Below are 24,123 nucleotides of genomic sequence, written 5' to 3' on the forward strand. Positions count from 1 at the left end.
CTCGATGTCCGAGCGGCAGATACTCCAGGCCATGTCCGGACTGATGGCGGGCATGTTCGTCGCCATCCTGGCCGGCACGGTCGTGGCCAACGCGCTGCCGCGCATCATTTCCGACCTGGGCGCCAGCCAGTCCGCGTACACCTGGGTGGTCACCGCCGAGTTGCTGGCCATGACCGCGACGGTGCCGCTGTGGGGCAAGCTGTCCGACCTCTACAACCAGAAGCTGCTGCTGCAGGCTTCACTGGCCATGTTCATAGTGGGCTCGCTGCTCGCAGGTTTCTCCCAGGACGCCAGTCTGCTGATCTTCAGCCGTGTTGCCCAGGGCATCGGCGCGGGCGGTCTCACCGCTCTGGCGCAGGTGGTCATGGCCGCCATCATCCCGCCGCGCCGACTGGGGAAGTACGCGGGAGTGTTCGGTGCCGTCTTCGCCGTCGGTACCGTCGCGGGACCGCTCATCGGTGGTGTGCTGGTGGACACCTCGTGGCTGGGCTGGCGCTGGTGCTTCTTCATCGGTGTGCCCTTCGCGCTGCTGGCCATCGTGTTGCTCCAGCGCACCCTGAACCTGCCCACCGTCCGCCGCGAGGCGAAGATCGACTTCCTGGGTGCGTTCCTGATCGTCGCCGGTATCTGCACCCTTCTCATCTGGGTCTCCCTGGCCGGTGTCGAGTACGACTGGGCCTCCTGGCAGACCGCCGCCCTGACCGGTGCCGGCGTAGCCCTGCTGGCGGTGGCCGTCTTCGTGGAGTCGCGGGTCGCCGAGCCTGTAATTCCGCTCGGCATCTTCCGCAACCGCACCGTGTCGCTTACCACCGTGGCCAGCCTCCTGGTCGGCGTCGCGATGTTCGGCGGGACGGTCTTCCTCTCGCAGTACTTCCAGGTCTCCCTCGGTAAGTCGCCGACCGTCGCGGGACTGATGAGCCTGCCGATGATTCTGGGCCTGCTCGTGTCGTCCACCGTCGCCGGACAGCTCATCAGCCGCACTGGCAAGTGGAAGAGCTACCTGGTCGTCGGCGCGGTCCTCATGACGGTGGGCCTCGCCCTCCTGTCCACGATCGGCTCCGACACGCACTTCGGCCTGCTGAGCCTCTACATGGCGGTCATGGGCGTGGGCGTCGGCATGCTGATGCAGAACCTGGTCCTCGCTGCCCAGAACGACGTGCCCGCCACGGAACTGGGCGCCGCCACGTCGGTGCTGTCCTTCTTCCGAAGTCTGGGTGGCTCCATCGGCACCAGCGTGCTCGGTGCGATCCTGGCCAACCGCGTGGCCACCGAGATGGCCGACGGGCTGAGCGAGGCGGGCGTCCCGGACGGTGCGGCTCAGGCCGGCGGGCACGGTGTTCCCGACATGAGCACACTCCCGGGTCCCATGCGGGAGATCGTGGAGCACGCCTATGGAGCCGCCACCGGGGACCTCTTCCTCGTGGCCACGCCCTTCGCACTGCTGGCCCTGGTCGCCGTCGTGTTCGTCAAGGAGAAGCCGCTGAAGGACACCAGCGGCATGGAACGTCTCTCCGAGGAGACCGCCGGAGCGGCGGAGAAGGCCGACGCCACCGCGGCGCCGGCGCAGGTCAAGTGATCCCGAAGTCCGTGCCACGGATCCGACGGGGCCTGTAACAGCGTCAGGCGGGGCGGGCGGAGCACTCCGCCCGCCCCGCCTGACGCTTCCGGCGTCCTCAGGCCGGCCAGTCGAACCCGAGGCTCTCCTTGCGCTGCAACCACTTCTCGATGCCGGCCTCGCCCTCCACTGGAAGGACCTTGCCGACGATGCGCCGGCGGTCCTCGGTCAGCCGGCTCATCAGCGCGTAGTCGGCCGCTCCGTCCACGTGCCGGGTGAGCCGGAACGTCGTCCGGGGGTCGACGTAGATCTCCTTGAGGTACGAGATCGGCTGCCCGACCCGGGCGTGGACCGTGCGAAAGTGGTTGGGACGCAGCTTCTCGTGCTCCGGGTCCCCGTCGATGTGGACCACCGTGTACGGAACCCACTCGTCGTCGCCGTAACGAACGCGGTAGTGCATGTAGAGGTGCAAGTCCTCGGCGTGGTCGATGCGTACCCGGAAGTCCGCCCACGGGCCCTCGTGACGAATCTCCACGAACTGCTGCCTGATCACCTCCGGCACCCACTCGCCGGTGTCCGGGTCACGAATCCTGGACTCGGAGTGATCCATCACCCAGAACCCGTCCAGGCCGGACGGGTCGTAGTGCTCCTTGAGTGCCATGTCCGCTCCTCGCTCGCTGATCGGGTCACCGCTCACGGCCACTCGGGGGCGGCACCGTGGTGCTTGATCGAGTGCTTCTCGATCCCCGCGTCCCCCTCGGCGGCGATCACCTTGGCGACGGACCGCTCGCAGTCCTCACTGAGTCGCACCATCAGTACGTACTGGGCCTCGCCCGTGGGGTGTCTGGTGATCCGGATGCGTGTACGCGGGTCGACGTACACCTGCTTCACGTAGCCCATCACGCCCCCGACCCTCGCGTGGTGCTTGCGGAAGTGGTTGGGCCGCAGGCTCTCGTGCTCCGGGTCGCCCTCGATGTGCACGATCTCGTAGGGGGCCCAGTCGTCGGAGCCGTACCGACAGGTGTAGCGAAGGTACATGCTGAGGTCTTCGGCGTGGTCGATCCGGCCCTGGAAGGTCATCACGTCACCCTCATGACGGACCTCGCTGACCTGGCTTCTGATCGGCTCCGGCACCCACTGCCCGGTGACGGGATCGAGCACCTTGGAGTCCGGCAGGTACATGTGCCAGACGCCGTCGAAACCGCTGGTGTCGAACGCTGTACTCATCGCTTCCTCTCGCAGTGTCGGGGCACGCCGGCCCGTCGGGGATGCCGTACGACCGCGATGCCCGGCGGAGCCGGCGAACGAGGAGGCTTGGAGCCGCGAACACGGAGCGGGCGCGACGAGTGACGGAGAGCCGCCCCCCGGGGAACCGCGGCGCGCGTGCGCCATCCCCTCGCGTCGGCGGTCGAGTCGTCGCGGCCGACGCCCATAACTGACGTCGACGTCGAAATAGACTTTAATCCCTGAGCCGTGCGCACGTCAACGCACCTGACAGGGAGAGTGCGTCGGCATCCCTGGTGCCCCGGGGTGGGCACGTGGCAGGACCGCGTCACGCGCCCACCACCGTGAACGGAGGGGGTCCGGCTGTGCGGCGGGCCGACGACGCGGCCCGGCCCCACGCGCTGGGCGTCACCGCCGTTCAGCGGGGGGCCATGCGGATGGCGCCGTCGAGCCGGATGGTCTCGCCGTTGAGCATGGGGTTCTCGACGATGTGCTGGACGAGAGCGGCGTACTCCTCCGGGGTTCCGAGACGACTGGGATGCGGCACCTGGGCACCGAGGGACTGCTTGGCCTCCTCCGGGAGCGAGGCCAGCATAGGCGTCTCGAACAGGCCGGGGGCGATGGTGACCACCCGGATCTGCCGGCTCGCCAGGTCGCGGGCGACGGGCAGGGTCAGGCCGACGACGCCACCCTTGGACGCGGAGTAGGCGGCCTGGCCGACCTGGCCGTCGAAGGCGGCGACCGACGCGGTGTTGACGATGACTCCGCGGTCGCCCTGGGCCGGCTCGACGGTGCTCATCCGCTCGGCCGCCAGCCGGATGACATTGAAGGTCCCCACCAAGTTGATCTGGACGACTCGGGCGAACAGGTCCAACGGGAGCGGTCCCTTCTTGCTCAGGACCCGTGCCGGGGTGCCGATGCCGGCGCAGTTCACCACGATGCGCAGGTCCCCCAGCCGGCCGGCGGAGTCCAGTGCCGCGGCGATGTCCTGCTCACTCGTGACGTCGGCGGAGGCGAAGGTCACCCGGTCACCGAGTTCGTCCGCCACGGCGGTGCCGTCGGAGGTCGGGAGGTCCACCAGGACCACCGAGGCACCGGCGGTGAGCAGCCGCTCGGCGGTGGCGCGGCCGAGGCCGGAGGCCCCGCCCGTGACGAGTGCGACGCATCCTTGAATGTCCATGATGTCGATATCTCCTATGAGGACGGACGGTAAGTCAGAGGCGTTCGATGACGGTGGCGTTGGCCATGCCACCGCCCTCGCACATGGTCTGCAGGCCGTAGCGGCCGCCGGTCGCCTCCAGCTGACCCACCAGCGTGGCCAGCAGCCGGGTACCGGAGGCACCGAGCGGGTGGCCCAGCGCGATCGCACCGCCGCGGGGATTGAGCTTCTCCGGGTCGGCGCCCAGTTCCCGCTGCCACACCATGGGTACGGGGGCGAAAGCCTCGTTGACCTCGTACGCGTCGATGTCGTCGATCGACAGCCCCGAACGGGCCAGGACCTTGTGAGTGGCGGGAACGACGCCGGTGAGCATCAGCAGGGGGTCGGAACCGGTGACGGCGAACGAGTGGAAGCGGGCCCGCGGGCGAAGGCCCAGCCGCTGGGCCGTTGCGGAACTCATGATGAGGGCCGCCGAGGCGCCGTCGGTGAGCGGTGACGAGTTGCCGGGGGTGATCCTCCAGTCGATCTCCGGGAAACGACCAGCCGCCGAGTGTGCGGCGAAGGCGGGCTTGAGGCCCGCCAGCCCGTCCGATGTGGTTCCTGCGCGGACGGTCTCGTCCGACCTGTGCTCGCCCACCGGCACGATTTCCCCGTCGAAGCCGCCGGACGCGGTGGTGGCCGCCGCCCGCTGGTGGGAGCGGGCGGCGAAAGCGTCGAGTTCCTCGCGGTCCAGATCCCAGCGGGCGCATATCAGTTCCGCAGACAGGCCCTGAGGGACAAGGCCCTCGGGGTAGCGGCGGGCCAACTGGGCGCCGGCAGTGTCCGCGTCCCTGGCGTTGGAGAACATCGGCACCCGGCTCATCGACTCCACACCGCAGGCGATCACGATGTCGTACGCGCCCGCGAGCACTCCCTGAGCCGCGAAGTGCGCCGCCTGCTGACTGGAGCCGCACTGACGGTCGACGGTGGTGGCAGGCACCGACTCAGGGAATCCGGCGGCGAGCACCGCGGTCCGCGTGATGTTGAGGGCTTGCTCGTCACTCTGTGAGACGCACCCGCCGATGACGTCGTCGACGAGTGCGGGGTCGAGTCCGTTGCGTTCGACCAGAGCCTGGAGCACGGTGGCGAGCAGGTCCACCGGGTGGACGGCGGAGAGGGCGCCTCCCGGCTTGCCCTTGCCGGACGCGGTACGCACCACGTCGACGATGACGGCGTCGTTCATCTACGGTCCTTTCACGGGAGGGCCAGGGTGGAGCGAGTGGCGTGACGCCGTTTCGGGGCGGTGTGCGCGGCGGCCCGTCGTGCTCGTCAGCCCCGCCGCACCGGAACGTGCTTCCCGCTGCGGCCGCGTGCGCCTTCCCGGGCCCCCTCGTTCACGCCGGTCTGCCACGTGTGCTCGTTCTGGTCCCACATCGAGGGCTCACAGCCGGAGCCGGGGTTTCACTGCGGTGGGTTGACGGGGAGTGGCGGCAACCCGTCGGCAGGCGTGGTGGAAGAGGATCAGTACGAGGCGGCTTTGAACCTCCGGGCGAACAGACGGTTCAGCGGGCTGATGTCACCCGTCAGTCGTCGCGGTCCTCGTCGCGCTTGCTCATCGTTCGCCAAGCAGTATGGAAGCTAGGTCGGGTCGGACCGAGACGTCAAGAGGCAAGTCCGTCGCGAGAGTTGCCGACGCGGCTTGCTGAGGGGGCCGGGAAGAGGCGGATGTCACGTCGACTCCCGAGCGGATGCGCCGCCCGAAATCGATATTATGGCGCCTGTCAATGTGTCGAAGGGTTGTGTTGGCGTCTTCGTTGGGGAACGGGCCTCGGTGCCGGTAGCCGGTCCGTGATCACGGACCGCGGAACCCCGGTGGAGGCGGCGGCACGCGATCTCCCCAAGCCGTACAACGACTGCGAATGTCCCGGAGAGGGCTGATGACCAAAGTCGGCGAGCAGGTGCAAGAGCAGGACTTCGAGGTCGGCGCCGCCTTGCCACCGTTCGTGAGACGGGCGGATCTGGCGACGTGGAACCGCTATGCGGCCGTGAACGACGAGTTCGTGGCCATTCACATGGACGACGAAGCGGGCCAGGCGGCCGGGTACCCCGGCGCCATCGGAATGGGCAACCTGATCTGGGCCTGGCTGCACGCGATGATTGAGGACTGGCTCGGGGACCGGGGGCGCCTTGACCGCATGGAGTGCCGGTTCCGCGCACCCGCACTCAAGGGGGACGAGATCACCTGCGCCGGCACCGTAGTGAGTCGAGAGGTGAGTGAAGACGGCACGGTTGTAGTGCAGTTGGACGCCTGGGCTGACAAGCAGACAGGGGAGCGTCTGGTGGCCGCGAAAGCCCGGGCCCTGATTCCCGCCTGATGATCCCCGGTGCTCGAAGCGACGCAAGCGGCCAAGGTGAGTGAAGTCCCGAACGAGCAGCGGGGCGAGTGCTGTGATCCGGACGCCGTAGAGCGGATGTGCGGCGCCGCCGCCGGGCTCGGACACATGCGCGCTCGGGCGCTGCCCGAGTCTTGAGCATGAACCGGAGTGGCTTTGCCGAACGGCACCGCGTCGTATGCGGCTTGAGAGGAGCAGTAGCCCGCACCATGGCCGTCCGCAGGAGCTTGCCCAGGAGCTTCTGCCCGCCGGCGCGACAAACGTTGCCTGCCTTCCGCTCGCGATGTCGCGTGCGTCGAAGAGAGCTGCTGTCCTGTGACACCGCGGGACGATTCCATCGACGTGAATGCTTGGAGCGGACCGCCGTGGGTCGATACCCATGCACGGGCTTTCACCGATCGTCCACACGCTCCCGTCTGGGGCGCGTGACGAGCGGTATGGGCGCGCGCCGCCGCGGTCGTTGACAGCTGTGCCCCGGCAGTCCCCTCCCGCCCGGGAAAGCCCGTCGTTCAAGGGCGTGTTCAGGCTCTTGCCGGGCGAGATCCCCCTTGGGGCAAGGCCGTGTCCTACCTTGCCGGAAAGGTGCCCGCACGTCTGTTGACACGTGCCGAAAGCAGTTCCTAGGGTGAGGCGCGCCGGGCGAGGCGGGTTCAGGGACGGATCCGCCCGCGGAGTGCGGCGCCGGCGAGGAGGCTGGCCGATGTCGCTGGACGGACAGGTCGACGTGGTGGTCATCGGGTTCGGAGTGGCCGGAGCCGCAGCGGCCCTCGCGGCTGCGGGGACCGGAGCCCGAGTACTTGCTCTTGACCAGAGGGGTATTGTCGTGAAGCGCTGGCGGGGCGCTTCTTCTCGGGCGCGGTCACGGACGGCGCTGCGGGCCGCCGCGGTGGCGGCCGGGGTGCAGGTGCGGCCCCTGAGTCGCGCGCATGAACTGTTGCTGGACGCCGACAACGTACGCGGAGTCGGCTACGCGGCGTTGCCAGAACACGGAATCACTTCTGCGGTCTATCGGTGGTTGGACCAGCTGAGCGACCGGGCCACGCACTCCGGTGTCCGATCACTTGCCCGGATGGCAGATCGGATCTGGCAGTCCGCGTTCATGGTAGGGGAGATCGCGTGTGCTGCCGTGATCCTGGCTCTGGACCCCCGTCACTGGGACTTCGTCGGGCCGGCCATGTGGACCGCGAGCCGTTCGGTGAGGGTGCCGGAGACGATGCCGACGGCGGCTCCCATGCGGCACCTGCGCCTCGTCGCACCCGAGGAGGGAGAGGTCGGCCAGACGCCCGAGCTGAGCGCCCGCCTGTGGTGCGCGCAGTCCGAAGCGGTTGTCCTCACCCCTGGACAGCGGCGCGAGCTCCGCGTCGACGAGGAGACCGGAGCCGTACTGATCGGTGACGGGGCGCCGGTGCCCGGCCTCTACTCGGCGATGCCGACGGAAGGCGGGGGTCGCGGCTGCGGTCTGGCTCTGGCTGCCGGGACGCGCGCCGGTCTACAGGCTGCGGACAGCACCGTCGACGCCTGGAGGTACGGATTCGCTCACGGGGAGGAGCAGAGTGTCACCGGCCGCTGAACTTGGGCGCCCTGTTCTCCCTGAAGGCGGCGATGCCCTCGTGCAGATCGGCCGTCGTCATCGTGACCGGCTGTGCGAGTGCCTCCCATTGGATCGATGCCTCGAGTCCAGCGGCCGACTGTTCGATGCCCGTCTTGGTGAGACGCAGGGCGATGGGACCCGCCTGCGCGATCTGCTCGGCGACCTCGAGGGAGTGCGCGAGCACATCGTCGGCGACGTCGGTCACCAGCCCCCAGTCGAGCGCCTGGTCGGCCGCCACCTCCCGGCCGGTGTAGAGCATGTCGCGGGCCCGAGTGACACCGATGGCCTCGGGCAGCAGCCATGTCGCGCCCATTCCGCCGTGGGTTCCGCGGAAGACGAAGGGGGTGCTGAAACGCGCCGTGCGACTCGCGAACCGGATGTCGCAGGCGAGGGCCAGGCAGACGCCGGCGCCCACGGTGGGTCCGTTGACGGCGGCGATGACGGGGAAGGGGAGGGATCGCGGGCGCAGCCAGCTGCGGTAGAAGGGCAGCATTCGTCCGCGCAGCCGGTCGATGGTGACGTCCTCGGCCGAGCCCTGATCGAGCCAGGAGAGATCGGCGCCGGAGCAGAAGGAACTGCCCGCGCCGGTCACGATCAGGACGCGGGTTTCCCGGTCGTCCGCCACCTCGTCCATGACCTGGTTCCAGGCTCGCGTCATGCCCTCGGTCATCGCGTTGCGCACACCGGGCTGGTTCAACGTCGCCACGCGGACCCCTGGGGCGGGTTTGGTGAGCACCACCGCCCTGGTGGAGTCGGATGCCATGCACATTCCCTTCTGCGCCGTGATTCTCGAGCGTGCGCAGGATACCGGGCAGGGTCCTTACCAGGTCACGAGCTCGGTTCCCGTATTGGAGTCTCCGGAGACGGCCTTGAGGGGCGGTGCGTCGGCCGCCCGGGGAGTGATGTCCTTGCCGCGGGGGTGAGGCGCCAGTCCCCAAAGGGTGTCGATCACTTCGTGGAGGACGTCGCGCTGCAGCACGTAGTAGTACTTGCGGCCACGCTTGTGTGTCTTGATCAGGCCAGCCTGGGCAAGGAGCTTGGTGTGGTACGAGATCGTCGGTTTCGACACCGGCACCGCCTCCTCCAGGAGGCTGCAGGCGTATTCGCCCTCCTCCGCGGCCAGTTGCTGGATGATTTTCCAGCGCATGGGATCGGACAGCGCCTTGAAGACGTCCGTGGGATCGACGGGCTCGCGAGCGATCACGTTTCTCCACCTACCTTGTTTCCGGAAGCGTTCGACGGTTGTGCATTGATCCTGCCGCGGCCGGTCGCCTGCCCTTCCCAGCCGACGTATCCGGGCCGTTCGAGGAGGCTCGCTTCATGCTATCCCTGACGACCTGCGCGTATACCACTCCCACGGTTGTTCGCCCCGCTGCGTGATCGCTTGCTCTGATGATCGTGGCATCGGTACACTTCAATAGATTGAGAAGTCTATACGAAAGCCTGCAGGGCGCGACCCCGCCGTCGAGGGTGTGGCGGGGCCGGGCGACTCCCGTTCTCAGTCCGCGGCCGGGGCCCCCACCAGTCGGAGGGCGAATTCCCCGTACTGCCAGGCCACTTGGTTCTCCGACAGCTCGCCGGCCTCCCGGTACCAGACCGACACGCCCATGCCCAGGTCGAGGATTGCGTAGGAGGCCAGGCGCACCGATGTGACATGAAAGCGTCCGCAGTCGACGCCGGCCTGTACGAGATCGCGGAACGCCTGCTCGTAAGCGTCGCGCATGGAGAGCACCTTGGAGCGATTTGGCTCCTCGAGGCTGCGGATCTCCCGTGTGCCTACGAAGGCTTCGTGGCGGTGGCGTACGTGATAGCGCACGTGCGCTTCGGTTGCCCGGCGGAGTCGTTCTTGTGGGTCGGCCGTGCCCCGCACCGCGACGCCGTGCTCCGCGATGAGCGCCTCCATGGTGCCGACCATGATCTCCACGAGGAGCTGCTGCTTCGAGGACACGTGCTTGTAGAGGCTGGGGCCGCGGATGCCGACCGCCTGGCCGATGTCGGCCATGGTCGTGGCCGCGTAACCACGCTGAGTGAAGAGTTCCAGGGCGGCATGACGGATGGCGATGGCGCGTGCGGCGCCGTTCGCCGCAGGAGGCCGCCCGGGCGGGTGGGATGGCAAGGAGGCTCCTTTCGGGAGGGCGAAGAGCTATCGCGTGATAGCCATTCAGGGTTTGCCCCGATCCTGCCTTCCGGCACCAAGCGAGGCCGCCCTTGACTGATCCCAGTCTACTGGTCTTGTATCTGGCTAACAGTCATTAGCCGTGTAGTGCCGGTTGGGACGGGGTGGTTGTGTGTCCATCGATCTGGCGTCTGATGCCGAGGTCGCAGATCTCGCGGAACGGACAGCAGGCTTCGTTCGCGAGACAGTCGTTCCCGTCGAGGTGAAGTACGGAGGCGACAGTGCGCGAGCGGGTGAGGAGACGCGGGCGGAACTGCAGAGGGCGGCCAAAGAGGCCGGACTGTTCGCCCCGCACGTCTCCCGGGAGTACGGCGGGCACGGCCTGGGCATGAGCGCCCGTGCGCTGGTATTCGAAGAGGCGGGCTACTCCCTGTTCGGGCCGCTGGCACTCAACATCGCCGCCCCCGACGAAGGCAACATGCACCTGCTTCAACACGTGGCGACGCCTGACCAGAGGGAACGGTATCTGCGACCGCTCGCCGCCGGAGACGTGCGGTCCTGCTTCGCGATGACCGAGCCCGCTCCGGGTGCCGGATCAGACCCCACCGCCCTTGGGACGCGGGCAGAGCGGATCTCCGGGGGCTGGCGCATCGACGGCCGCAAGTGGTTCATCACTGGCGCCGACGGGGCGGCATACGCCATCTGCATGGCGCGGACCTCGGGCCGCGTGGGGGACCGCGATGGGGCGACGATGTTCCTGGTGGACGCCGACAACCCGGGCATGAGGGTGGTCCGGCACATCGACACCCTGGATGAGAGCCTGTTCGGCGGCCACTGTGAGGTCGTGTTCGACGGTTGCGTCGTACCGGACGACGCCGTGCTCGGTGAGGTGGACCGAGGGTTCGAGTACGCCCAGGTACGGCTCGGGCCCGCCCGTATGACCCACTGCATGCGCTGGTTGGGCATCGCCCGCCGAGCCCAGGACATCGCGGTCGGGCGCGCCGTCGAGCGGAGACTGTTCGGCGCCCGGCTGGCAGACCAGGGCATGGCGCAGCAGATGATCGCCGACAACGAGATCGACATCGCGGCCTCCCGAGGGCTGATCCGGCAGGCGTGCTGGGAGCTGGACCAGGGCCGCTCGGGAGCCCAGTCCACGGCCATCGCCAAGACGTTCACCGCGGAAGCGGTGTGGCGCACCGTGGACCGCTCGCTCCAACTGTGCGGAGCCCTCGGAGTGTCGGGCGACGTGCTCCTCTCCCGCTTCCTGCGGGAGGTGCGCCCCTTCCGGATCTACGACGGGCCGTCCGAGACGCACCGCTGGGCGATCGCCAAAAGGGTGGTGCGCAGCCACTCCGCCGATGCCTCCCGGAGGTCCGCGTGAGCGCCGCGGTAGAGACTCCGATGGGACTGGACGTCGACGCGCTTCAGGTGTTCCTCGGCAAGGAGCTGGGCGGGCTCCACGGTCCTTTGCGTGCCGACCTGCTGCACGGCGGGCGGTCCAATCTCACCTACCGTGTCACCGACGGGGAGTTGGACTGGGTCGTGAGGCGCCCACCGCTCGGAGGTCTGACTCCCTCCGCGCACGACATGGGACGTGAGTACCGCGTCGTGGAGGCCCTGCAGCGCAGCGACGTTCCGGTGGCCCGGACGGTGGCCCTGTGCGAGGACGCGAAGGTGATGGGTGTGCCGTTCTCGGTGGTGGAGTACGTTCCTGGCCGGGTGATCCGCAAGCAGTCCCAGCTGCACGGCCTGAGCCTCGACCAGATCGTACGCTGTGGAAAAGCACTGATCGACGCGCTGGCCCAGCTTCACCAGGTGCCCTACCGGTCGGTCGGGCTCCTGGGCTTCGGGCGCCCCGAGGGCTACGTGTCCCGGCAGGTGCAGCGCTGGCGCAGCCAGTGGGAGGCGGTGAGCACACGCACTCTGCCCGACCTGGACCGGCTGTACGAAAGGCTGGCCGCCACCGTGCCGGCCGAGGGGGACACTGCGATCGTCCACGGTGACCACCGCATCGACAACGCCATTCTGGATCCGGCCGACCCCGCACGGGTCCGGGCCCTGGTCGACTGGGAGATGTCCACCCTCGGCGACCCGCTCGCCGATCTCGGCCTGCATCTCGCTTACCGGGACTCTGCCTTCGACCCCGTGCTCGGTGGCTCGGCCGCCTCGACCAGCCACAAGCTTCCGAGCGTCGACGAGCTGGCCGATCACTACGCGCTGGTGACCGGCCAGGACCTCTCTCGCCTCGGCTTCTACCTGGGCCTGGGCTACTTCAAGATCGCCGTTATCGCCGAGGGCATACACGCTCGGCATCAACAAGGCCTCACGGTGGGCGACGGCTTCGAGACAGTGGGTCTCGCGGTGCCGCGACTGGTCGCCGGCGGCCTGCGCGCCCTGAACGGGAGGGAGAGCCGGTGACACAGGAAGCCAGTCGTCCAGCCGCCCTGGTGACCGGGGCGTCACGCGGGATCGGACGCGGTATCGCCAGGCGCCTCGGGAAGGCGGGGTACGACCTGACGATCTCGGCGCGTGAGGGGACACGGCTCCAGCAGGCTGCCGAGGAACTGTCGGACATCACGGGCGGGAGCGTCCACCCGGTGGCTGCGGACATGACCGCGGAGAAGGACGTGAGCCGTCTCGTAAGGGCCCACGACGAACGTCATGGCCGACTCGACGTGCTCGTGCTCGGCGCCGGTGTCGGGTTTTCCGCTCCGCTCGCGCAGACGTCGAAGCGCCGCTACGACCTGCAGTTCGACGTCAACGTCCGTGCCGCGTTCGTACTCGTTCAGGAGGCTCTGCCTCTGCTGCGCAAGACGGCGGCCGGACGTCCCGAGCACGGTGCCAAAGTGATCGCCCTTGCGTCCATCACCGGATTGTTCGCCGAACCGGACCTCGCTGTGTACGGCGCGACGAAGGCGGCCCTCATATCGCTGTGCCAGTCGGTGAACGCGGAAGCGTCGGACGACGGGGTGAGTGCGACGGCCATCTGTCCCGGCTACGTCGACACGGACATGACGGCCTGGGTGCGCGACCGGATCGAGCCGCGTCGGATGATTCGCGTCGACGACATCGTGGAGATGGCGCTGGCCGTCACGAAGTTGTCCCCTTGCGCGGTCGTCCCGGACATCACGGTGACCCGTCCTGGGCGCCAACTCGGGCGTGCGTGAGGCGACTGGGCCGCTGCCCCGATGGCGGGTCGACCCGACTCGTCGAATGAGCAAATCACGGGCGAGCGGCCCATCCGCCTTGAGCCACGGGAGGTCGCGGCTCGGAGGCACCGGTAAGCGTGCCGTGGGGCGCGCGAGGTTCGTGGTCCGCCGGCGGGAGTCGCACTGGCTGCGGGCGTCGGCCACCGCCTGCACTCCGCGCCGTCCTCCCAGTGCGCCTCAGTACACCGCCGCGACGACGGCTTGTCCGCGAAGCGCGCGGCCGGTCCGGCGATCCACACTTCTCGGGGCTCTGCGCATCACCTTCCAGCCACGTTGTGGAAGGACCGTAGGGAGGATTCCTGGCTTCGCCGTCCTCACGGCCGTTCCAGGTGCCACGGTCGGCGGCATCGACGCCGGCCAGGACCTGGCCCGTCTGAGGTGCCGCGGGTGCTGCGGTCCTCCGGGGCTGAGTATTCGCCCACGTGGTCCGTAGGGCGTCGGGTACTGCATCCGTGTTTGGAACCGGGTGGTCAGCTGCGGGCGCAGTCGTCTGCTCACTCCCGTGTCAACGGACAGGAGGTGGCCCCATGGCCGAGGTGGAACTGTGTGTCGAGAACGGCATAGCCACGGTGCTCCTCAACCGGCCCGAAAGGCTCAACGCGTTCACCGACGCGATGGAGGCGGGGCTCATCTCCGCCCTCGACAGGGCTGACGAGGACGACGACGTCAGGGTTGTCGTCCTCACGGGGGCCGGCCGGGCGTTCTGTGCGGGCGCCGACCTGAGTGCCGCGGGGGAGACCTTCGCGCAGTGGCGTGCGTCGGGGCAGGCCGAGCCTGGGACCCAGTTCCCGGGGCCGGGGCAGGAGCTCCCTGTTCGTCGTGACGGTGGAGGCCGAGTCGCGCTGAGGATCTTCCGCTGCCTCAAACCCGTGATCGCGGCCGTCAACGGAGCCGCGGTGGGCGTGGGGGCGACGATGATCCTTGCCTGCGACATCCGTATGGCGAGCGAGGAGGCGAGATTCGGTTACGTCTTCGGGCGTATCGGAGTGACTCCGGAGGCGTGTTCAAGCTGGTTTCTGCCACGGGTCGTCCCGATGCAGACCGCGTTGGAATGGGTGCTGACGGCGCGTGTCTTCCCCGCTGCGGAAGCCCTGGACAAAGGGCTCGTGCGTAGTGTGCACGCGAGCGGTGACCTCCTCCCCGCGGCCATGGCGCTCGCGTCCGAGATGGCGGACAGCACGGCGCCCGTCTCCGCCGCGCTCACCCGTCAGATGATGTGGCGCATGCTCACCGCGAGCGACCCCATGCAGGCGCACTACACGGAGACTCTCGCGCTCAACCAACGTGGCGTGAGCGCGGACGCCACCGAGGGCATCAGCGCCTTCCTCGAGAACCGCCCACCGGTGTTCCCGGATCGGGTCGGCAAAGACCTGCCCGACGTGTTCCCGCACCTCGAAACGTTCGCGTTCGAAGACGAGAAGCTCCGTGGCACCGACGAGTGACGTCGGACGGCCACGATCGGCCCTCGACGCGGTTCCCGATGACGTCGACGCCGTCGGCGGGCTTCACCGGGCTGAAGCGCCGACCTCGGAAAGCCGGCGCGGCCTCAAGTGCTGCGCGGTCCCGTCAAGGTTCCGCGTGTGCGGCACTGAGCTGTGAGGCGACGTGGTCCTTCTTGCCGTGAGCTCGGCGGTTCCGCGACACCGAGGCTCAAAACAGATGGCCGGTATTATGCCACGGTGACACAGCACCCCAGAACCGACGGGCGGAGGCCCCCGAACGCGGGCCCGAAGGCCTCCGCCCGCAACCGGGCGGCTCTGATCGCTGCCGCCCGGGAGGTCTTCGCCGAACAAGGCATCAATGCTGCCCTCTCCTCGATCGCGCGTCGGGCCGGCGTCGGCCAAGGTGTTCTGTACCGGCACTTCCCCGACCGGGCAGCGGTAGCGGCCGCGGTCCTGGAGGAGAACGTGCGGGAGGTCGAGCAGGCTGCCGCTGCCGAAGGGGCTTCCTTCGCCATGGTGCTGGGTGTCTTGTCCTGGCACATGACAGAGTCCGCGGCCTTCATCAGTGTCCTGCACGGAGCGAACGAAGCTGCCGGCGGCTCCGTAGGCCCCGCGTACGCCCGCGAGCTCTCCGATCGGGTCGAGTACGCGCTGCGCACACGCATACCGGATGATCACCGGTTGGCGGAGGACGCGAACCTGATGCTCGCGGTGGGGATGGTTTCCGGCGCCGTCATCGGCCCGACTCGGGAGGACCGGGAACGCCGGGTGCTGGACGCGTGGCGCCTGCTCGCCGTCGAGGTGGGGCCGGTGCGGCCGTTCGACGGGTGAACGGCCGGGACGGTGTCAGCCGCCGTTGGACTGCCGGATGCCCTCCGCCAGCGCGTCGAAGGTGTACAGGTAGCCGCCGGCGGGACCGCTGACGGTCATGTACGCACGGGTTCCGCCGGGCAGGATCGCAACATTGGTAGCCGACTCCAGGCCCTTGGCCCGGGCAGGGACCTCGACGGTCGCCAGACGCTCACCGTGTTTGCTGTACACGGCCATCGCAGGGCGGCCGTGGAGCGCCTGGTACAGGTTGCCATCCGCGTCCACCGCGATCGAGTCGGTCTGGGCGAGGCCACCGTTCACACGTACGGCGGTGTGCCGGCCGGTAGTTCCGCTCTGCCGGTGGACGGGCAGGTAGGAGATGCGGTTCTCCGTGAGCTCGCTGAACCACAGTCCCTGAAAGTCCGGATCGAACGCGATGCCGTTGGTCGCGGCCAGGCCGTCAGCCAGGACGGTCGCCTTTTCGCCGTCGCGATCGATCCGCACGACGCGGCCGTTTGCCTGGCTCTCGGACAACCCGCGTGAGTCGCTGACGTACAGGTTGCCGTCCTCGTCGAAGGTGAGGTCGTCGGGGTTCATCGGTGCTCCGTCGACGTCGCCGGTGAAGAAGATCCGCAGATCACCGCCATCCCGGGCCAGGCTGACGATCTCGCCGTGCGCGTAGTCGGTCAGATAGAGCCTCCCGTCGTACGGGCTGAACTGCGCTGACGTGTACACGCCTCGGTCGTCGGTGTGCAGGGTCCGCTGCGTCTTCTTGCGGAGGTCGACGCGGATGACTTTCGGCTCGCCTCCAGGTGCAGTGACGTCGACAACGGTCAGCCGACCGCCTCCATCCAGCACAGGTCCCTCGAGCAGGGTGCTTCCGCTCTGTTCGTGTGGCGTCGTCAGCCGCATGAACTCCTGCGCGCGGATAGTCCGGCCCGAAGCCGCCTCGGTAGCCGTCGTATCCCCGTCGGCTTCGGTTTGTGTGCCACAAGCGGTCAGGGTCAGCGCGCCGACCACGGTGAGTACGGCGCAGGAGCGGACTGTGATTCGTCGCATGAAGCTCTTCCTGTCGTCGGAGGGGGGCGAAGTTGGAGCGAGACGTGATCCCGCTCCGACAGGCTAACCGGACATGCTTGTCCGGTTGTTGTTAGGGTGGTGATCGGTTGCTCGTGGGCACGAGTGGCCGAACGGCGAGACATGGATTGGAACGAGGTCCCCCCACATGACCACTGCTCATATGCCGTCCTTCGGCGAACTCGCGCTACTGAGGGAGCGCTACCGCCAGGAGCGCGACCGGCGGGTGCGGCCCGACGGGGCCGGCCAGTACCGCGCGACCGAGGCGAAGTTCGGTTACTACGCCGCCGATCCGTACGCGGGGGAGACGGCTGAACGAGGACCACTGCGCGACACGGTCGACGTCGCCGTCGTCGGCGGCGGGTTCGGCGGCATCCTCGCTGGTGCGCGGCTGCGACAGCAGGGTGTGGAGCGCGTCCGAGTAGTCGAGAAGGGGGGTGACTTCGGCGGGACGTGGTACTGGAACCGCTACCCCGGGATCCACTGCGACATCGAATCGCATGTCTACTTGCCGATGCTCGACGAGACCGGGTACGTGCCGGAATGGAAGTACGCGCCCGGTGAGAAGATCCGCCGCCACGCGGTCCGCATCGCCACGAAGTTCGGGCTGTACCGGGACGCCCTGTTCTCCACCGCGGTCACGGCCCTCACTTGGGAAGAGGCGTCAGAGACCTGGCTCGTGTCCACGGACCGGGGTGATGAGTTCCGGGCGAGGTACGTGGTGACGGCCACCGGTACCCTCTCCGAGCCGAAACTGCCCGGGATCCCGGGCATCGAGGACTTCCAGGGCCACACCTTCCACACTTCACGCTGGGACTACGGATACACCGGCGGAACCCCGGACGGGGGACTGAGCGGCCTCCGGGACAAACGTGTGGGCGTCGTAGGCACCGGTGCCACCGGCGTCCAGGTCATTCCGATGCTTGCCCAGGACGCCGCGCACGTCTACGTCTTCCAGCGCACGCCGTCCAGCGTGGACGTGCGGGCCAACCGTCGGATGTCTGCTCAGGACGTCGGTGCCGACCGCCCAGGCTGGGCTCGTGAGCGTCGTGACAACTTCCTGCGCATCGTCTCGGGTGAAACGACGCAGGAGGATCTCGTGGCGGACCGCTGGACCTCGTCCGCGGGCCTGCTGGAGAAGCTCCTGATCAGCTTCGAGCGCCATGGTGACTCCGAGGCGTTCGAGTCCGCGTACGAGGCCGCCGACGCGGCCAAGATGAACGAGCTGCGCGCACGGGTCGAGCAGACGGTCACTGACCCGAACACGGCGGAGAAACTCAAACCCTGGTACCGCTACGCCTGCAAGCGTCCCACCTTCTCCGACCAGTACTACCAAGCGTTCAACCGGGACAACGTCACCCTGGTCGACACCGCAGACACTCACGGCATCGAACGTGTCACTCCCCGTGGCGTCGTCGTCGACGATGCCGAGTACGAACTCGACTGCCTGATCTTCGCTACGGGCTTCTCGGTCGGTGTCTCCGGAATTCACTCCGGGAAGCTGCCCACGCGAGGGCGGGGCGGAGCTGAATTGCTGGACGTCTGGCGGCAGGAGGGACCGCGTACCCTGCACGGCTTCACCAGCAACGGATTCCCCAACCTGATTCAGATGGGCTCTCTCCAGAACGCCGCCAGTGTCAACTTCACCCACGTTCTGGACGAGCAGGCCGTCCACGCCGCTGCCCTCGTCGCCGCGGCTGAAGCGAAGGGCGCCCTGGTCGAACCGTCCCGCGAAGCCGAGGAGGACTGGCTCGCGACCCTGGCCCAGGAGGCGCCCGATCACGAGTGGTTCCACGCCGAGTGCACCCCCGGCTACTACAACGCCGAAGGACGTGGTCGACCGAACGGTCCGAACGCGTATCCGCGTGGTGCATTCGCGTTCCACGAGTTCCTGAAGCGGTGGCGCGAGGAAGCCTTGGGGGACATCCTCCAGGCCAGGACGTCCGCCTGAGGAGGCTCCTACGGCAGTCTCCCGGTCCCTCGGCGATCGGTCCGGCTCCGCCGCGACCGGGGAGGGGACGAACCGCACAGGCTCCGCGATTCCCCCTCGCACGTGGGTGTGCGAGTGATCACGGCTGTCTCCGCACGGTCGACGCTGCCGAGAGGCCGGATGTGGTCGCTGAGGTATGCGGAGGGCGGCCGAGGTCGGGGGCAGGCGCCGATGTCCGCCTGTTCCCGTGGTGGTCCAGCCCGTCCAGGGGTGCCGCCCCCTCCTGGGCGACGCGCCGGCGCACGGCGAGCGGCCCCTAGGAGCGGTGTGGTGGGCAGCATCGCGGCGCGTCATCGCGACGGATCGCTCACCGGTGATCCTCGCGAGGCCGGGGACGCGCGACGAACCGCACCCGGCCAGAGGGGGAAGCGCGAAGGAGATAGAGCAGGGGACGGCCGGCGGTGTCGGTGTTGAGACCGCCATGGCGTAGTAGCGGCGCGCCGGTGGGCACCTTGAGGACGCTCGCGTCGCGGCGCGAGGCGGCGACGGCGTCGAATGCGCGCCAAGCCTGGACCGTTTCCTGCCCGATCAGGTCGCGAATGGCCTGGTAACCGAAGCCCTGCTCCGCCCGCTCCCACACCTGGGCGGGGGCAGGCGCGGTGCGCAGCCAGTACTGAGACCGGAACACCGGCTCCCTGTCCAGCGTGTGGACCGTCTCCAGCCACAGCATCACACCGTGCCCCAGATGGTCGGCGACCGACCTCGGCGCCTCCACCTCTTCGACGCCGAGAAGTTTCTCGACCACCTCCCGGCCGGCGATGGCCGCCGCCTCGGTGGCACGCTCGTGCTTGGTGACCCAGTCGCCGGTGTCGATATCGATCTCAACCGTCTCGGGACGGGGAGCCACGAAGGTGCCGACGCCCTGCCTCGGCACGACGAGTCCCGCACGCGCCAACTCGGCCAGTGCCTGTCTCACGGTGAGCCGGTTGACTCCGAACCGTTCGGACAACAGCAGCTCAGAGGGCAGCTTCGCTCCAGGCTCGAGGCGTCCGCTTTCGATGTCGGCACGCAGTTCGTCGTGCAGCTGGATATGGAGGGGAAGTCCGGACGCACGGTCGATCGCCACACCGGAAGTCTAGAGGTGACTCGCGAAGGAGTCGCTGACGGGTGCCCGCACTGTCCACCACGCGTTCCGCGGTCTGTCATCTGCGCGCCCTAGGCAGTACAGACATCTAGATGAATAATTTCCCTCAGTCGCAGCGCTCCTCCTTACTCGCGCCCGATCCAGAGAAAGAGGTCACACATGCGTGTGTCCGTCAGCCGTGTACTGCCGACCGTTGCCCTTACCGGCGCCTTGGTGCTCTCCTTGGCGGCCCCGAGTGAAGCTGGTGGGCAGCGGGCCGCTTCCGCGACTCGAGTGCCGGCCCAGCACACAGCGGCCTCCTCTGTCATCGCCGCGGAGGTAGTGCGCGACGAAGATTCATGGAGAGTGTCCTGGTCCACGAACAGGAGCACGCCCGTCACTGTCTGGATGCGCGCAGGCAACAGCGGGCACTGGCGGCTCGTCGCTCACCGCGTCACCACCGGTGCCGTGTCAGTGCCCCTGCGGGCCGGTGCGGTGAGACCCTGGTTCCGACTCAGCACGCCCAAGAGCGCGTCTGTGGAGGTCACGACCCGCGCTTTGGGCTTGACCAGTACACCCAATCTGCGGGATGTCGGCGGATACCGCACCACCGACGGCCGGTGGGTGCGCATGGGCGCCGTCTATCGCTCACAGGCCCTCGAACTCTCCCCCCGAGATCGAGCCCGGGCCGGTTCGTTCGGCATCACCGACGTCTACGATCTGCGCACCCCCACAGAAGCTCGGGCCGTTCCGGACGAGGTTCCCGCAGGCGCCGAGTACACCATGATCAACCTGCTGGGTACCGACGGGACCGGCGGCGCGGAGTTGGGCAGCAGTGCCGAGGCGGTGCAACAGGCCATGATCGGGGGGCAGCGATACTTCGTCACCAGCCCAGCCTTCTCGCGGGGGCTTGGCCGTCTGCTCACGAGCGTTGCGGACGGTGACGGGGCTCAGCTGTTCCACTGCACCGCCGGCAAGGACCGCACTGGCTGGGCGACCGCCGTACTGCTGACGCTCCTGGGTGTGCCGCGGGACGAGGTGATGAGCGACTACCTGCTCAGTAATGAGTACTACTACCGCTCGCCGGCCGTGCAGGCTCAGCTTGCCGCGATGCCGCCTGAGCAGGCCGACCTCTACCGGCACGTGCTCCTGGCCGAACCGGCCTATCTGGAGGCAGGCTTCGACCAGGTGACCGCTAGTTACGGATCGATGCTGGACTACGCCAAGGACGGTCTCGGACTCAGCCCGCATACCCTCGAGAAGCTGCGGCACAAGCTGCTCGTCGACGATCCTGCCGGCTAGCCAGCGGGCGAGCATCTGGTCGATGCGGGCATCATTTCCGCGACGGCGCCAACTGCCGGAGCGCAGGAGGGCAGCCGCACGCCCGAGGCTCCTGCTCCGTCACGAGGGTGTCGGAGGGATCGCGTGCGGTCCTTGCCGGACCAACTGGAAGGTGAGCGCGCTGGCCAGGTGGTGCTCAACCGAGTACGAGATCGGGCTTTCGGCGGCATCGTAGTCGACCTGCCTGATCACCAGGCACAGAGCGTCGCTCCTGACTCCCAGGGCCGCCGCGTGTACCGGGCCTACGGTTGCTGGCTCGAGGGTGGCGACCCCGAAGTCGACCTCCTTGCCGCATACGGTGGACAAGAACGAGTAGAGCGAGGGGCCGATGGTCGCCGTGGGCTCCGGCAGGAACGCGGCGGGGAAGTAGTCATGGGAAACGGTGACTGCCACTCCGTCCGCGGTACGGACGCGGTAGAGACTGATGACGGGCGCGCCGACCTCGATGGCAAGGCGCTCGGCGATCTCCTCGTCGGCTGCCACTTGCCGCCAGGTCATCTCCGAGATCCCCGGTGTGCGTCCCGACGACCGGATCATCTGCTCAGCGCCCATGTTGAGATGCAGGCTGCTCACGAGGGGACGCACTGAGTTGACGTACGTGCCCGAGCCATGCCGTCTCGTGACGATGCCCTCACTTTCCAGCTGGGCGAGAGCCGCGCGGACGGTGACTCTGCTGACGCCGAGGTCCTCGGCCAGAGCCGGCTCGGAGGGGAGACGGTCCCCAGCGGCCCACTCGTTCCGCGAGAGGCGCTGCTTGAGGGACTGAACGGTGCGTGTGGTCACTTTCGAGCGATCGCCGTTGTGTTTCCTGGCCCGTCGGTGGACCTGGTCCTTGGCGCTCGCGTTCTCTGGCATGTCTGCCATCGTACCTGAGTGGACAACCATTGAGGCCCCCAGACAACTTTACGCTGCGCGTCTCCAGTCCTCCAGGGGAAGAGGGGCTCGAGACGCTACAGCGAGCAGTGAAGTTCAGCCTGTCGATGTGATGTTGTCGAATTCTTCTGCGGCGGCTGCCCTGATCGTGCTCCGGCTTGTGTAGGACAACTAGCGAGCTGACGTTTAGGTAAGTTGTCCTGCCTGGCCGGGTTCGCTCTTCGTCGTCTTCTTGACGACCCAGTATTCGGCGTTCCCGATGTCGAGCCGTTCCGGGTCGAAGACCGGGTCCACGCCCTCCCGGCGCTGGCGGTCATAGTCCCTGATCACCTTGCGCACGACAGGGGTCAGAAGCAGAACGCAGGTCATGTTGAGCCAGCCGATGAGAGCGAGGACGATGTCACCGGCTGCCCACATCGTCTCGGCACTGACCACCGCGCCGATGAATGAGATGGCGAGTGCACCGAGCTTCAGGGCGAACTCCATGAAGCGGTTGCCCTGTTCCCCGAAGAGGAACATCAGGTTGGTGGTGGCCGCGTAGAAGTAGAAGACCTGTGTGGTGAACGCGAACAGGAGGATCGCTACGGCGACGAAGGACGCGCCCCAGCCGGGCAACCCGGTATCGATCGCCTCCTGCATGAAGTTGGGGCCGGCGACGACGCCGGGAACGTTCTCGACGAGGAAGCCGCCCGAGGGCTCCTTGACGTTGTACGCCCCGGTGATCACGATGGTCAGTCCGGTCATCATGCAGATCAGCAGGACGTCGATGTAGATGCTGAAGGCCTGGACGATGCCCTGCTTGCCGGGGTGCGAGGTCTGGGCGGCGGCAGAAGCGAAGGTTCCCTCGCCCAGGCCCGTCGAGGAGGCGAACACGGCGCGGCGGACCCCCCAGGCCACCGCGTGGCCGACCAGTCCGCCGAAGACCTGGTCGGTGCCCATCGCGCTCGAGACGATGACCCCCGCGGCGTGGGGCACCTCATCCAGATGCATCGCGATGATCACGGCGCAGGTGAGGACGTACCCCAGGGCCATGATGGGGACGACAGCCTGGGCCATGTTCACGATGCGACGGGTGCCTCCCACGATCACGAAGGCGAGCACAGCGGTGACGACCAGGCCGGTGACCCAGGGCTGGACGCCGAAGGCGAGCTCGGCGCTCGAACCGATGTTGTTCACTTGGATGCCGGGCAGGACGAAGCCGTAGACGCCGATGCCGAGGATGGCCATGAGGCCGGCCACCCTGGGAGCCCGCAGACCGTACTTGATGTAGTACGGCATGCCGCCTCGGTCTTCACCTTGCACCCGGCGTTTGTACACCTGGGCCAGAACGGCTTCGGCGTACGCGCATGTGGAGCCGACGAGACCGGTCACGGCCATCCAGAAGATGGCGCCGGGGCCGCCTGCCGCCACAGCCGTCGCCACTCCCGCGATGCTGCCGACACCTACCCGGCTCGACAGTGTCAGCGCCAGCGTCTGGAACGAGGAAAGACCACTGTCACCGGACTTGCCGGACCGCAGCTGCCGGATCATGTCCGGCAGGCGGCGGAACTGAACGCCCTTGGTGAGCAACGTGAAGAAGACACCGAGGCCGAGGGCGAAGTAGGCCAGCGGATTCCAGAGCCACCCGCTGACGGTGGTCAGCATTTCCATGTCAAGAACTCCAGCGTCTCAGTTGTCCCGGGCTGAGTTCCCGGGACCGGGGGCGCGGACCGACGGTCGCCGTCGGAAGGACTCAGGGGATGCGCCCCTGACGGCCCCCGGGGGTGTGGAGCGACAGGTGCCGCGAGACTCGTGGCACCCACCGAACCGGCTGTCTTGAGGCCCTGGGCGAGGCCGCGGCTCACGCGGCGGGAGCGGTGCCAGCACCCGGGGAATGTGATGAACGGATGAGAGGAGTGCCGGGAGGCGGCTCAGGACGTCGCGACGGGTGCGTCGCCCGGGCCGGAACCCCCGGCCCACACCATCAGGACGGGCTCCGTGCCCCGGTTGTGGATGCGGTGCGGGACGCTGGGTGGGAAGGCCAAGGAGTCGCCGGCTCGGAGGGTGTACTCGTTCTCACCGTCGTCCATGACACCCTCGCCCGAGACGCAGTAGAAGACTTCCCAGGCACCGACGTGACCGGGATCGACGGCGCCGACATCGCCCGGGTTCACCAGGGAGCTGCCGAACCAGATGTCGTTGTTGCGGAAGTACTCGCGGCATTCCTCGGGGCCCTCGTAGAAGACCTTGGTGTCGGCTCGGCGAATGACAGTGAGGGGGGCGTTCGTCATGGTGTCGGTCCTTGCGAAGAGATGGTCGAGG

General features: G+C 68.1%; 22 protein-coding genes. 10 read left to right on the top strand and 12 right to left on the bottom strand.

What is annotated here, in order from left to right:
• Positions 1 to 4 precede the first annotated feature (4 nt).
• Entirely contained in the window at positions 5 to 1,576 is a 1,572-nt protein-coding gene (locus AMK11_RS15855) for an MFS transporter (protein ID WP_107429683.1), read from the top strand.
• A gap of 97 nt (positions 1,577 to 1,673) precedes the next feature.
• On the opposite strand, the gene AMK11_RS15860 is transcribed toward AMK11_RS15855, so the two are convergent.
• From AMK11_RS15860 to AMK11_RS15875, 4 genes are all read right to left on the bottom strand, one after another.
• Positions 1,674 to 2,216: a hypothetical protein gene (locus AMK11_RS15860; RefSeq protein ID WP_073727474.1), complete on the bottom strand. Its 543-nt coding sequence runs from the start codon at positions 2,214 to 2,216 to the stop codon at positions 1,674 to 1,676.
• A 32-nt stretch (positions 2,217 to 2,248) separates the two neighbouring features.
• Complete coding sequence (locus tag AMK11_RS15865; RefSeq protein ID WP_073727476.1) at positions 2,249 to 2,782, bottom strand: hypothetical protein; 534 nt, start codon at positions 2,780 to 2,782, stop codon at positions 2,249 to 2,251.
• A 415-nt stretch (positions 2,783 to 3,197) separates the two neighbouring features.
• On the bottom strand, positions 3,198 to 3,959 hold the full coding sequence (locus AMK11_RS15870; protein ID WP_073727478.1) for a 3-hydroxyacyl-CoA dehydrogenase: 762 nt from the start codon (positions 3,957 to 3,959) through the stop codon (positions 3,198 to 3,200).
• Positions 3,960 to 3,993: 34 nt separating this feature from the next.
• Positions 3,994 to 5,160, bottom strand: coding sequence for a thiolase family protein (locus AMK11_RS15875; protein ID WP_073727480.1), 1,167 nt, complete (start codon positions 5,158 to 5,160; stop codon positions 3,994 to 3,996).
• Between the two features lie 694 nt (positions 5,161 to 5,854).
• On the opposite strand from AMK11_RS15875, the gene AMK11_RS15880 reads away from it, so the two are divergent.
• Together AMK11_RS15880 and AMK11_RS38510 are read left to right on the top strand one after the other, a co-directional pair.
• Positions 5,855 to 6,292 carry a MaoC/PaaZ C-terminal domain-containing protein gene (locus tag AMK11_RS15880; RefSeq protein ID WP_073727482.1) on the top strand — a complete coding sequence of 146 codons (438 nt, stop codon included), beginning with the start codon at positions 5,855 to 5,857 and terminating at the stop codon, positions 6,290 to 6,292.
• A 1,144-nt stretch (positions 6,293 to 7,436) separates the two neighbouring features.
• A complete protein-coding gene (locus AMK11_RS38510) occupies positions 7,437 to 7,880 on the top strand; it encodes a hypothetical protein (protein WP_241846986.1) in 444 nt (147 codons plus the stop codon).
• On the opposite strand, the gene AMK11_RS15890 is transcribed toward AMK11_RS38510, so the two are convergent.
• The 3 genes from AMK11_RS15890 to AMK11_RS15900 form a co-directional block, all read right to left on the bottom strand.
• A complete protein-coding gene (locus AMK11_RS15890) occupies positions 7,867 to 8,664 on the bottom strand; it encodes an enoyl-CoA hydratase/isomerase family protein (RefSeq protein WP_073727486.1) in 798 nt (265 codons plus the stop codon). The two genes, AMK11_RS38510 and AMK11_RS15890, sit on opposite strands and share 14 nt — an antisense overlap.
• A gap of 57 nt (positions 8,665 to 8,721) precedes the next feature.
• Positions 8,722 to 9,105 (bottom strand): ArsR/SmtB family transcription factor, encoded by a 384-nt coding sequence (locus tag AMK11_RS15895; protein ID WP_073727488.1) that lies wholly within the window; start codon positions 9,103 to 9,105, stop codon positions 8,722 to 8,724.
• A gap of 294 nt (positions 9,106 to 9,399) precedes the next feature.
• Complete coding sequence (locus AMK11_RS15900; RefSeq protein ID WP_073727490.1) at positions 9,400 to 10,017, bottom strand: TetR/AcrR family transcriptional regulator; 618 nt, start codon at positions 10,015 to 10,017, stop codon at positions 9,400 to 9,402.
• 172 nt (positions 10,018 to 10,189) lie between these two features.
• Here AMK11_RS15900 and AMK11_RS15905 point away from each other — a divergent pair, with 172 nt between their 5' ends.
• The 5 genes from AMK11_RS15905 (at position 10,190) to AMK11_RS15925 (ending at position 15,499) form a co-directional block, all read left to right on the top strand.
• Complete coding sequence (locus AMK11_RS15905) at positions 10,190 to 11,398, top strand: acyl-CoA dehydrogenase family protein (protein ID WP_073727492.1); 1,209 nt, start codon at positions 10,190 to 10,192, stop codon at positions 11,396 to 11,398.
• Positions 11,395 to 12,435 carry a phosphotransferase family protein gene (locus tag AMK11_RS15910; RefSeq protein WP_073727494.1) on the top strand — a complete coding sequence of 347 codons (1,041 nt, stop codon included), beginning with the start codon at positions 11,395 to 11,397 and terminating at the stop codon, positions 12,433 to 12,435. The genes AMK11_RS15905 and AMK11_RS15910 overlap by 4 nt, the downstream gene beginning before the upstream one ends.
• 29 nt (positions 12,436 to 12,464) lie before the next feature.
• Positions 12,465 to 13,184 carry an SDR family NAD(P)-dependent oxidoreductase gene (locus tag AMK11_RS15915; protein ID WP_241847008.1) on the top strand — a complete coding sequence of 240 codons (720 nt, stop codon included), beginning with the start codon at positions 12,465 to 12,467 and terminating at the stop codon, positions 13,182 to 13,184.
• Positions 13,185 to 13,753: 569 nt separating this feature from the next.
• Entirely contained in the window at positions 13,754 to 14,668 is a 915-nt protein-coding gene (locus AMK11_RS15920; protein WP_073727498.1) for an enoyl-CoA hydratase-related protein, read from the top strand.
• 237 nt (positions 14,669 to 14,905) lie between these two features.
• Positions 14,906 to 15,499 (top strand): TetR/AcrR family transcriptional regulator, encoded by a 594-nt coding sequence (locus AMK11_RS15925; RefSeq protein WP_073727500.1) that lies wholly within the window; start codon positions 14,906 to 14,908, stop codon positions 15,497 to 15,499.
• A gap of 15 nt (positions 15,500 to 15,514) precedes the next feature.
• On the opposite strand, the gene AMK11_RS15930 is transcribed toward AMK11_RS15925, so the two are convergent.
• A complete protein-coding gene (locus AMK11_RS15930) occupies positions 15,515 to 16,537 on the bottom strand; it encodes an SMP-30/gluconolactonase/LRE family protein (protein ID WP_073727502.1) in 1,023 nt (340 codons plus the stop codon).
• Between the two features lie 166 nt (positions 16,538 to 16,703).
• Between AMK11_RS15930 and AMK11_RS15935 the strand changes: the two genes are divergently transcribed.
• The gene (locus AMK11_RS15935; RefSeq protein WP_073727504.1) at positions 16,704 to 18,506 is read left to right on the top strand and encodes a flavin-containing monooxygenase; all 1,803 of its coding nucleotides are present in this window, start codon (positions 16,704 to 16,706) and stop codon (positions 18,504 to 18,506) included.
• A gap of 346 nt (positions 18,507 to 18,852) precedes the next feature.
• On the opposite strand, the gene AMK11_RS15940 is transcribed toward AMK11_RS15935, so the two are convergent.
• Positions 18,853 to 19,611 (bottom strand): GntR family transcriptional regulator, encoded by a 759-nt coding sequence (locus tag AMK11_RS15940; protein WP_079187469.1) that lies wholly within the window; start codon positions 19,609 to 19,611, stop codon positions 18,853 to 18,855.
• A gap of 405 nt (positions 19,612 to 20,016) precedes the next feature.
• On the opposite strand from AMK11_RS15940, the gene AMK11_RS15945 reads away from it, so the two are divergent.
• The gene (locus AMK11_RS15945; RefSeq protein WP_206745206.1) at positions 20,017 to 20,910 is read left to right on the top strand and encodes a tyrosine-protein phosphatase; all 894 of its coding nucleotides are present in this window, start codon (positions 20,017 to 20,019) and stop codon (positions 20,908 to 20,910) included.
• A 99-nt stretch (positions 20,911 to 21,009) separates the two neighbouring features.
• Here the strand turns inward: AMK11_RS15945 and AMK11_RS15950 are convergent, their stop codons facing one another.
• The 3 genes from AMK11_RS15950 to AMK11_RS15960 all read right to left on the bottom strand — a co-directional run bounded on the left by AMK11_RS15950 (position 21,010) and on the right by AMK11_RS15960 (position 24,092).
• Positions 21,010 to 21,804, bottom strand: coding sequence for a GntR family transcriptional regulator (locus AMK11_RS15950; RefSeq protein WP_158070980.1), 795 nt, complete (start codon positions 21,802 to 21,804; stop codon positions 21,010 to 21,012).
• A gap of 204 nt (positions 21,805 to 22,008) precedes the next feature.
• On the bottom strand, positions 22,009 to 23,472 hold the full coding sequence (locus tag AMK11_RS15955) for an alanine/glycine:cation symporter family protein (RefSeq protein WP_073727510.1): 1,464 nt from the start codon (positions 23,470 to 23,472) through the stop codon (positions 22,009 to 22,011).
• A gap of 260 nt (positions 23,473 to 23,732) precedes the next feature.
• Complete coding sequence (locus AMK11_RS15960) at positions 23,733 to 24,092, bottom strand: cupin domain-containing protein (RefSeq protein ID WP_073727512.1); 360 nt, start codon at positions 24,090 to 24,092, stop codon at positions 23,733 to 23,735.
• Between the last annotated feature and the right edge of the window lie 31 nt (positions 24,093 to 24,123).

Origin of the sequence: Streptomyces sp. CB02414 (assembly GCF_001905385.1) — a bacterium.
In the GTDB taxonomy this organism is placed as follows: Bacteria; Actinomycetota; Actinomycetes; order Streptomycetales; family Streptomycetaceae; genus Streptomyces.

Excerpts from the sequence above, each read along its gene's own strand:
- AMK11_RS15855 (WP_107429683.1), top strand. The coding sequence starts at position 5 with ATGTCCGAGCGGCAGATACTCCAGGCCATGTCCGGACTGATGGCGGGC.
- AMK11_RS15860 (WP_073727474.1), bottom strand. The coding sequence starts at position 2,216 with ATGGCACTCAAGGAGCACTACGACCCGTCCGGCCTGGACGGGTTCTGG.
- AMK11_RS15865 (WP_073727476.1), bottom strand. The coding sequence starts at position 2,782 with ATGAGTACAGCGTTCGACACCAGCGGTTTCGACGGCGTCTGGCACATG.
- AMK11_RS15870 (WP_073727478.1), bottom strand. The coding sequence starts at position 3,959 with ATGGACATTCAAGGATGCGTCGCACTCGTCACGGGCGGGGCCTCCGGC.
- AMK11_RS15875 (WP_073727480.1), bottom strand. The coding sequence starts at position 5,160 with ATGAACGACGCCGTCATCGTCGACGTGGTGCGTACCGCGTCCGGCAAG.
- AMK11_RS15880 (WP_073727482.1), top strand. The coding sequence starts at position 5,855 with ATGACCAAAGTCGGCGAGCAGGTGCAAGAGCAGGACTTCGAGGTCGGC.
- AMK11_RS15890 (WP_073727486.1), bottom strand. The coding sequence starts at position 8,664 with ATGGCATCCGACTCCACCAGGGCGGTGGTGCTCACCAAACCCGCCCCA.
- AMK11_RS15920 (WP_073727498.1), top strand. The coding sequence starts at position 13,754 with ATGGCCGAGGTGGAACTGTGTGTCGAGAACGGCATAGCCACGGTGCTC.
- AMK11_RS15930 (WP_073727502.1), bottom strand. The coding sequence starts at position 16,537 with ATGCGACGAATCACAGTCCGCTCCTGCGCCGTACTCACCGTGGTCGGC.
- AMK11_RS15935 (WP_073727504.1), top strand. The coding sequence starts at position 16,704 with ATGACCACTGCTCATATGCCGTCCTTCGGCGAACTCGCGCTACTGAGG.
- AMK11_RS15945 (WP_206745206.1), top strand. The coding sequence starts at position 20,017 with ATGCGCGCAGGCAACAGCGGGCACTGGCGGCTCGTCGCTCACCGCGTC.
- AMK11_RS15950 (WP_158070980.1), bottom strand. The coding sequence starts at position 21,804 with ATGCCAGAGAACGCGAGCGCCAAGGACCAGGTCCACCGACGGGCCAGG.
- AMK11_RS15955 (WP_073727510.1), bottom strand. The coding sequence starts at position 23,472 with ATGGAAATGCTGACCACCGTCAGCGGGTGGCTCTGGAATCCGCTGGCC.
- AMK11_RS15960 (WP_073727512.1), bottom strand. The coding sequence starts at position 24,092 with ATGACGAACGCCCCCCTCACTGTCATTCGCCGAGCCGACACCAAGGTC.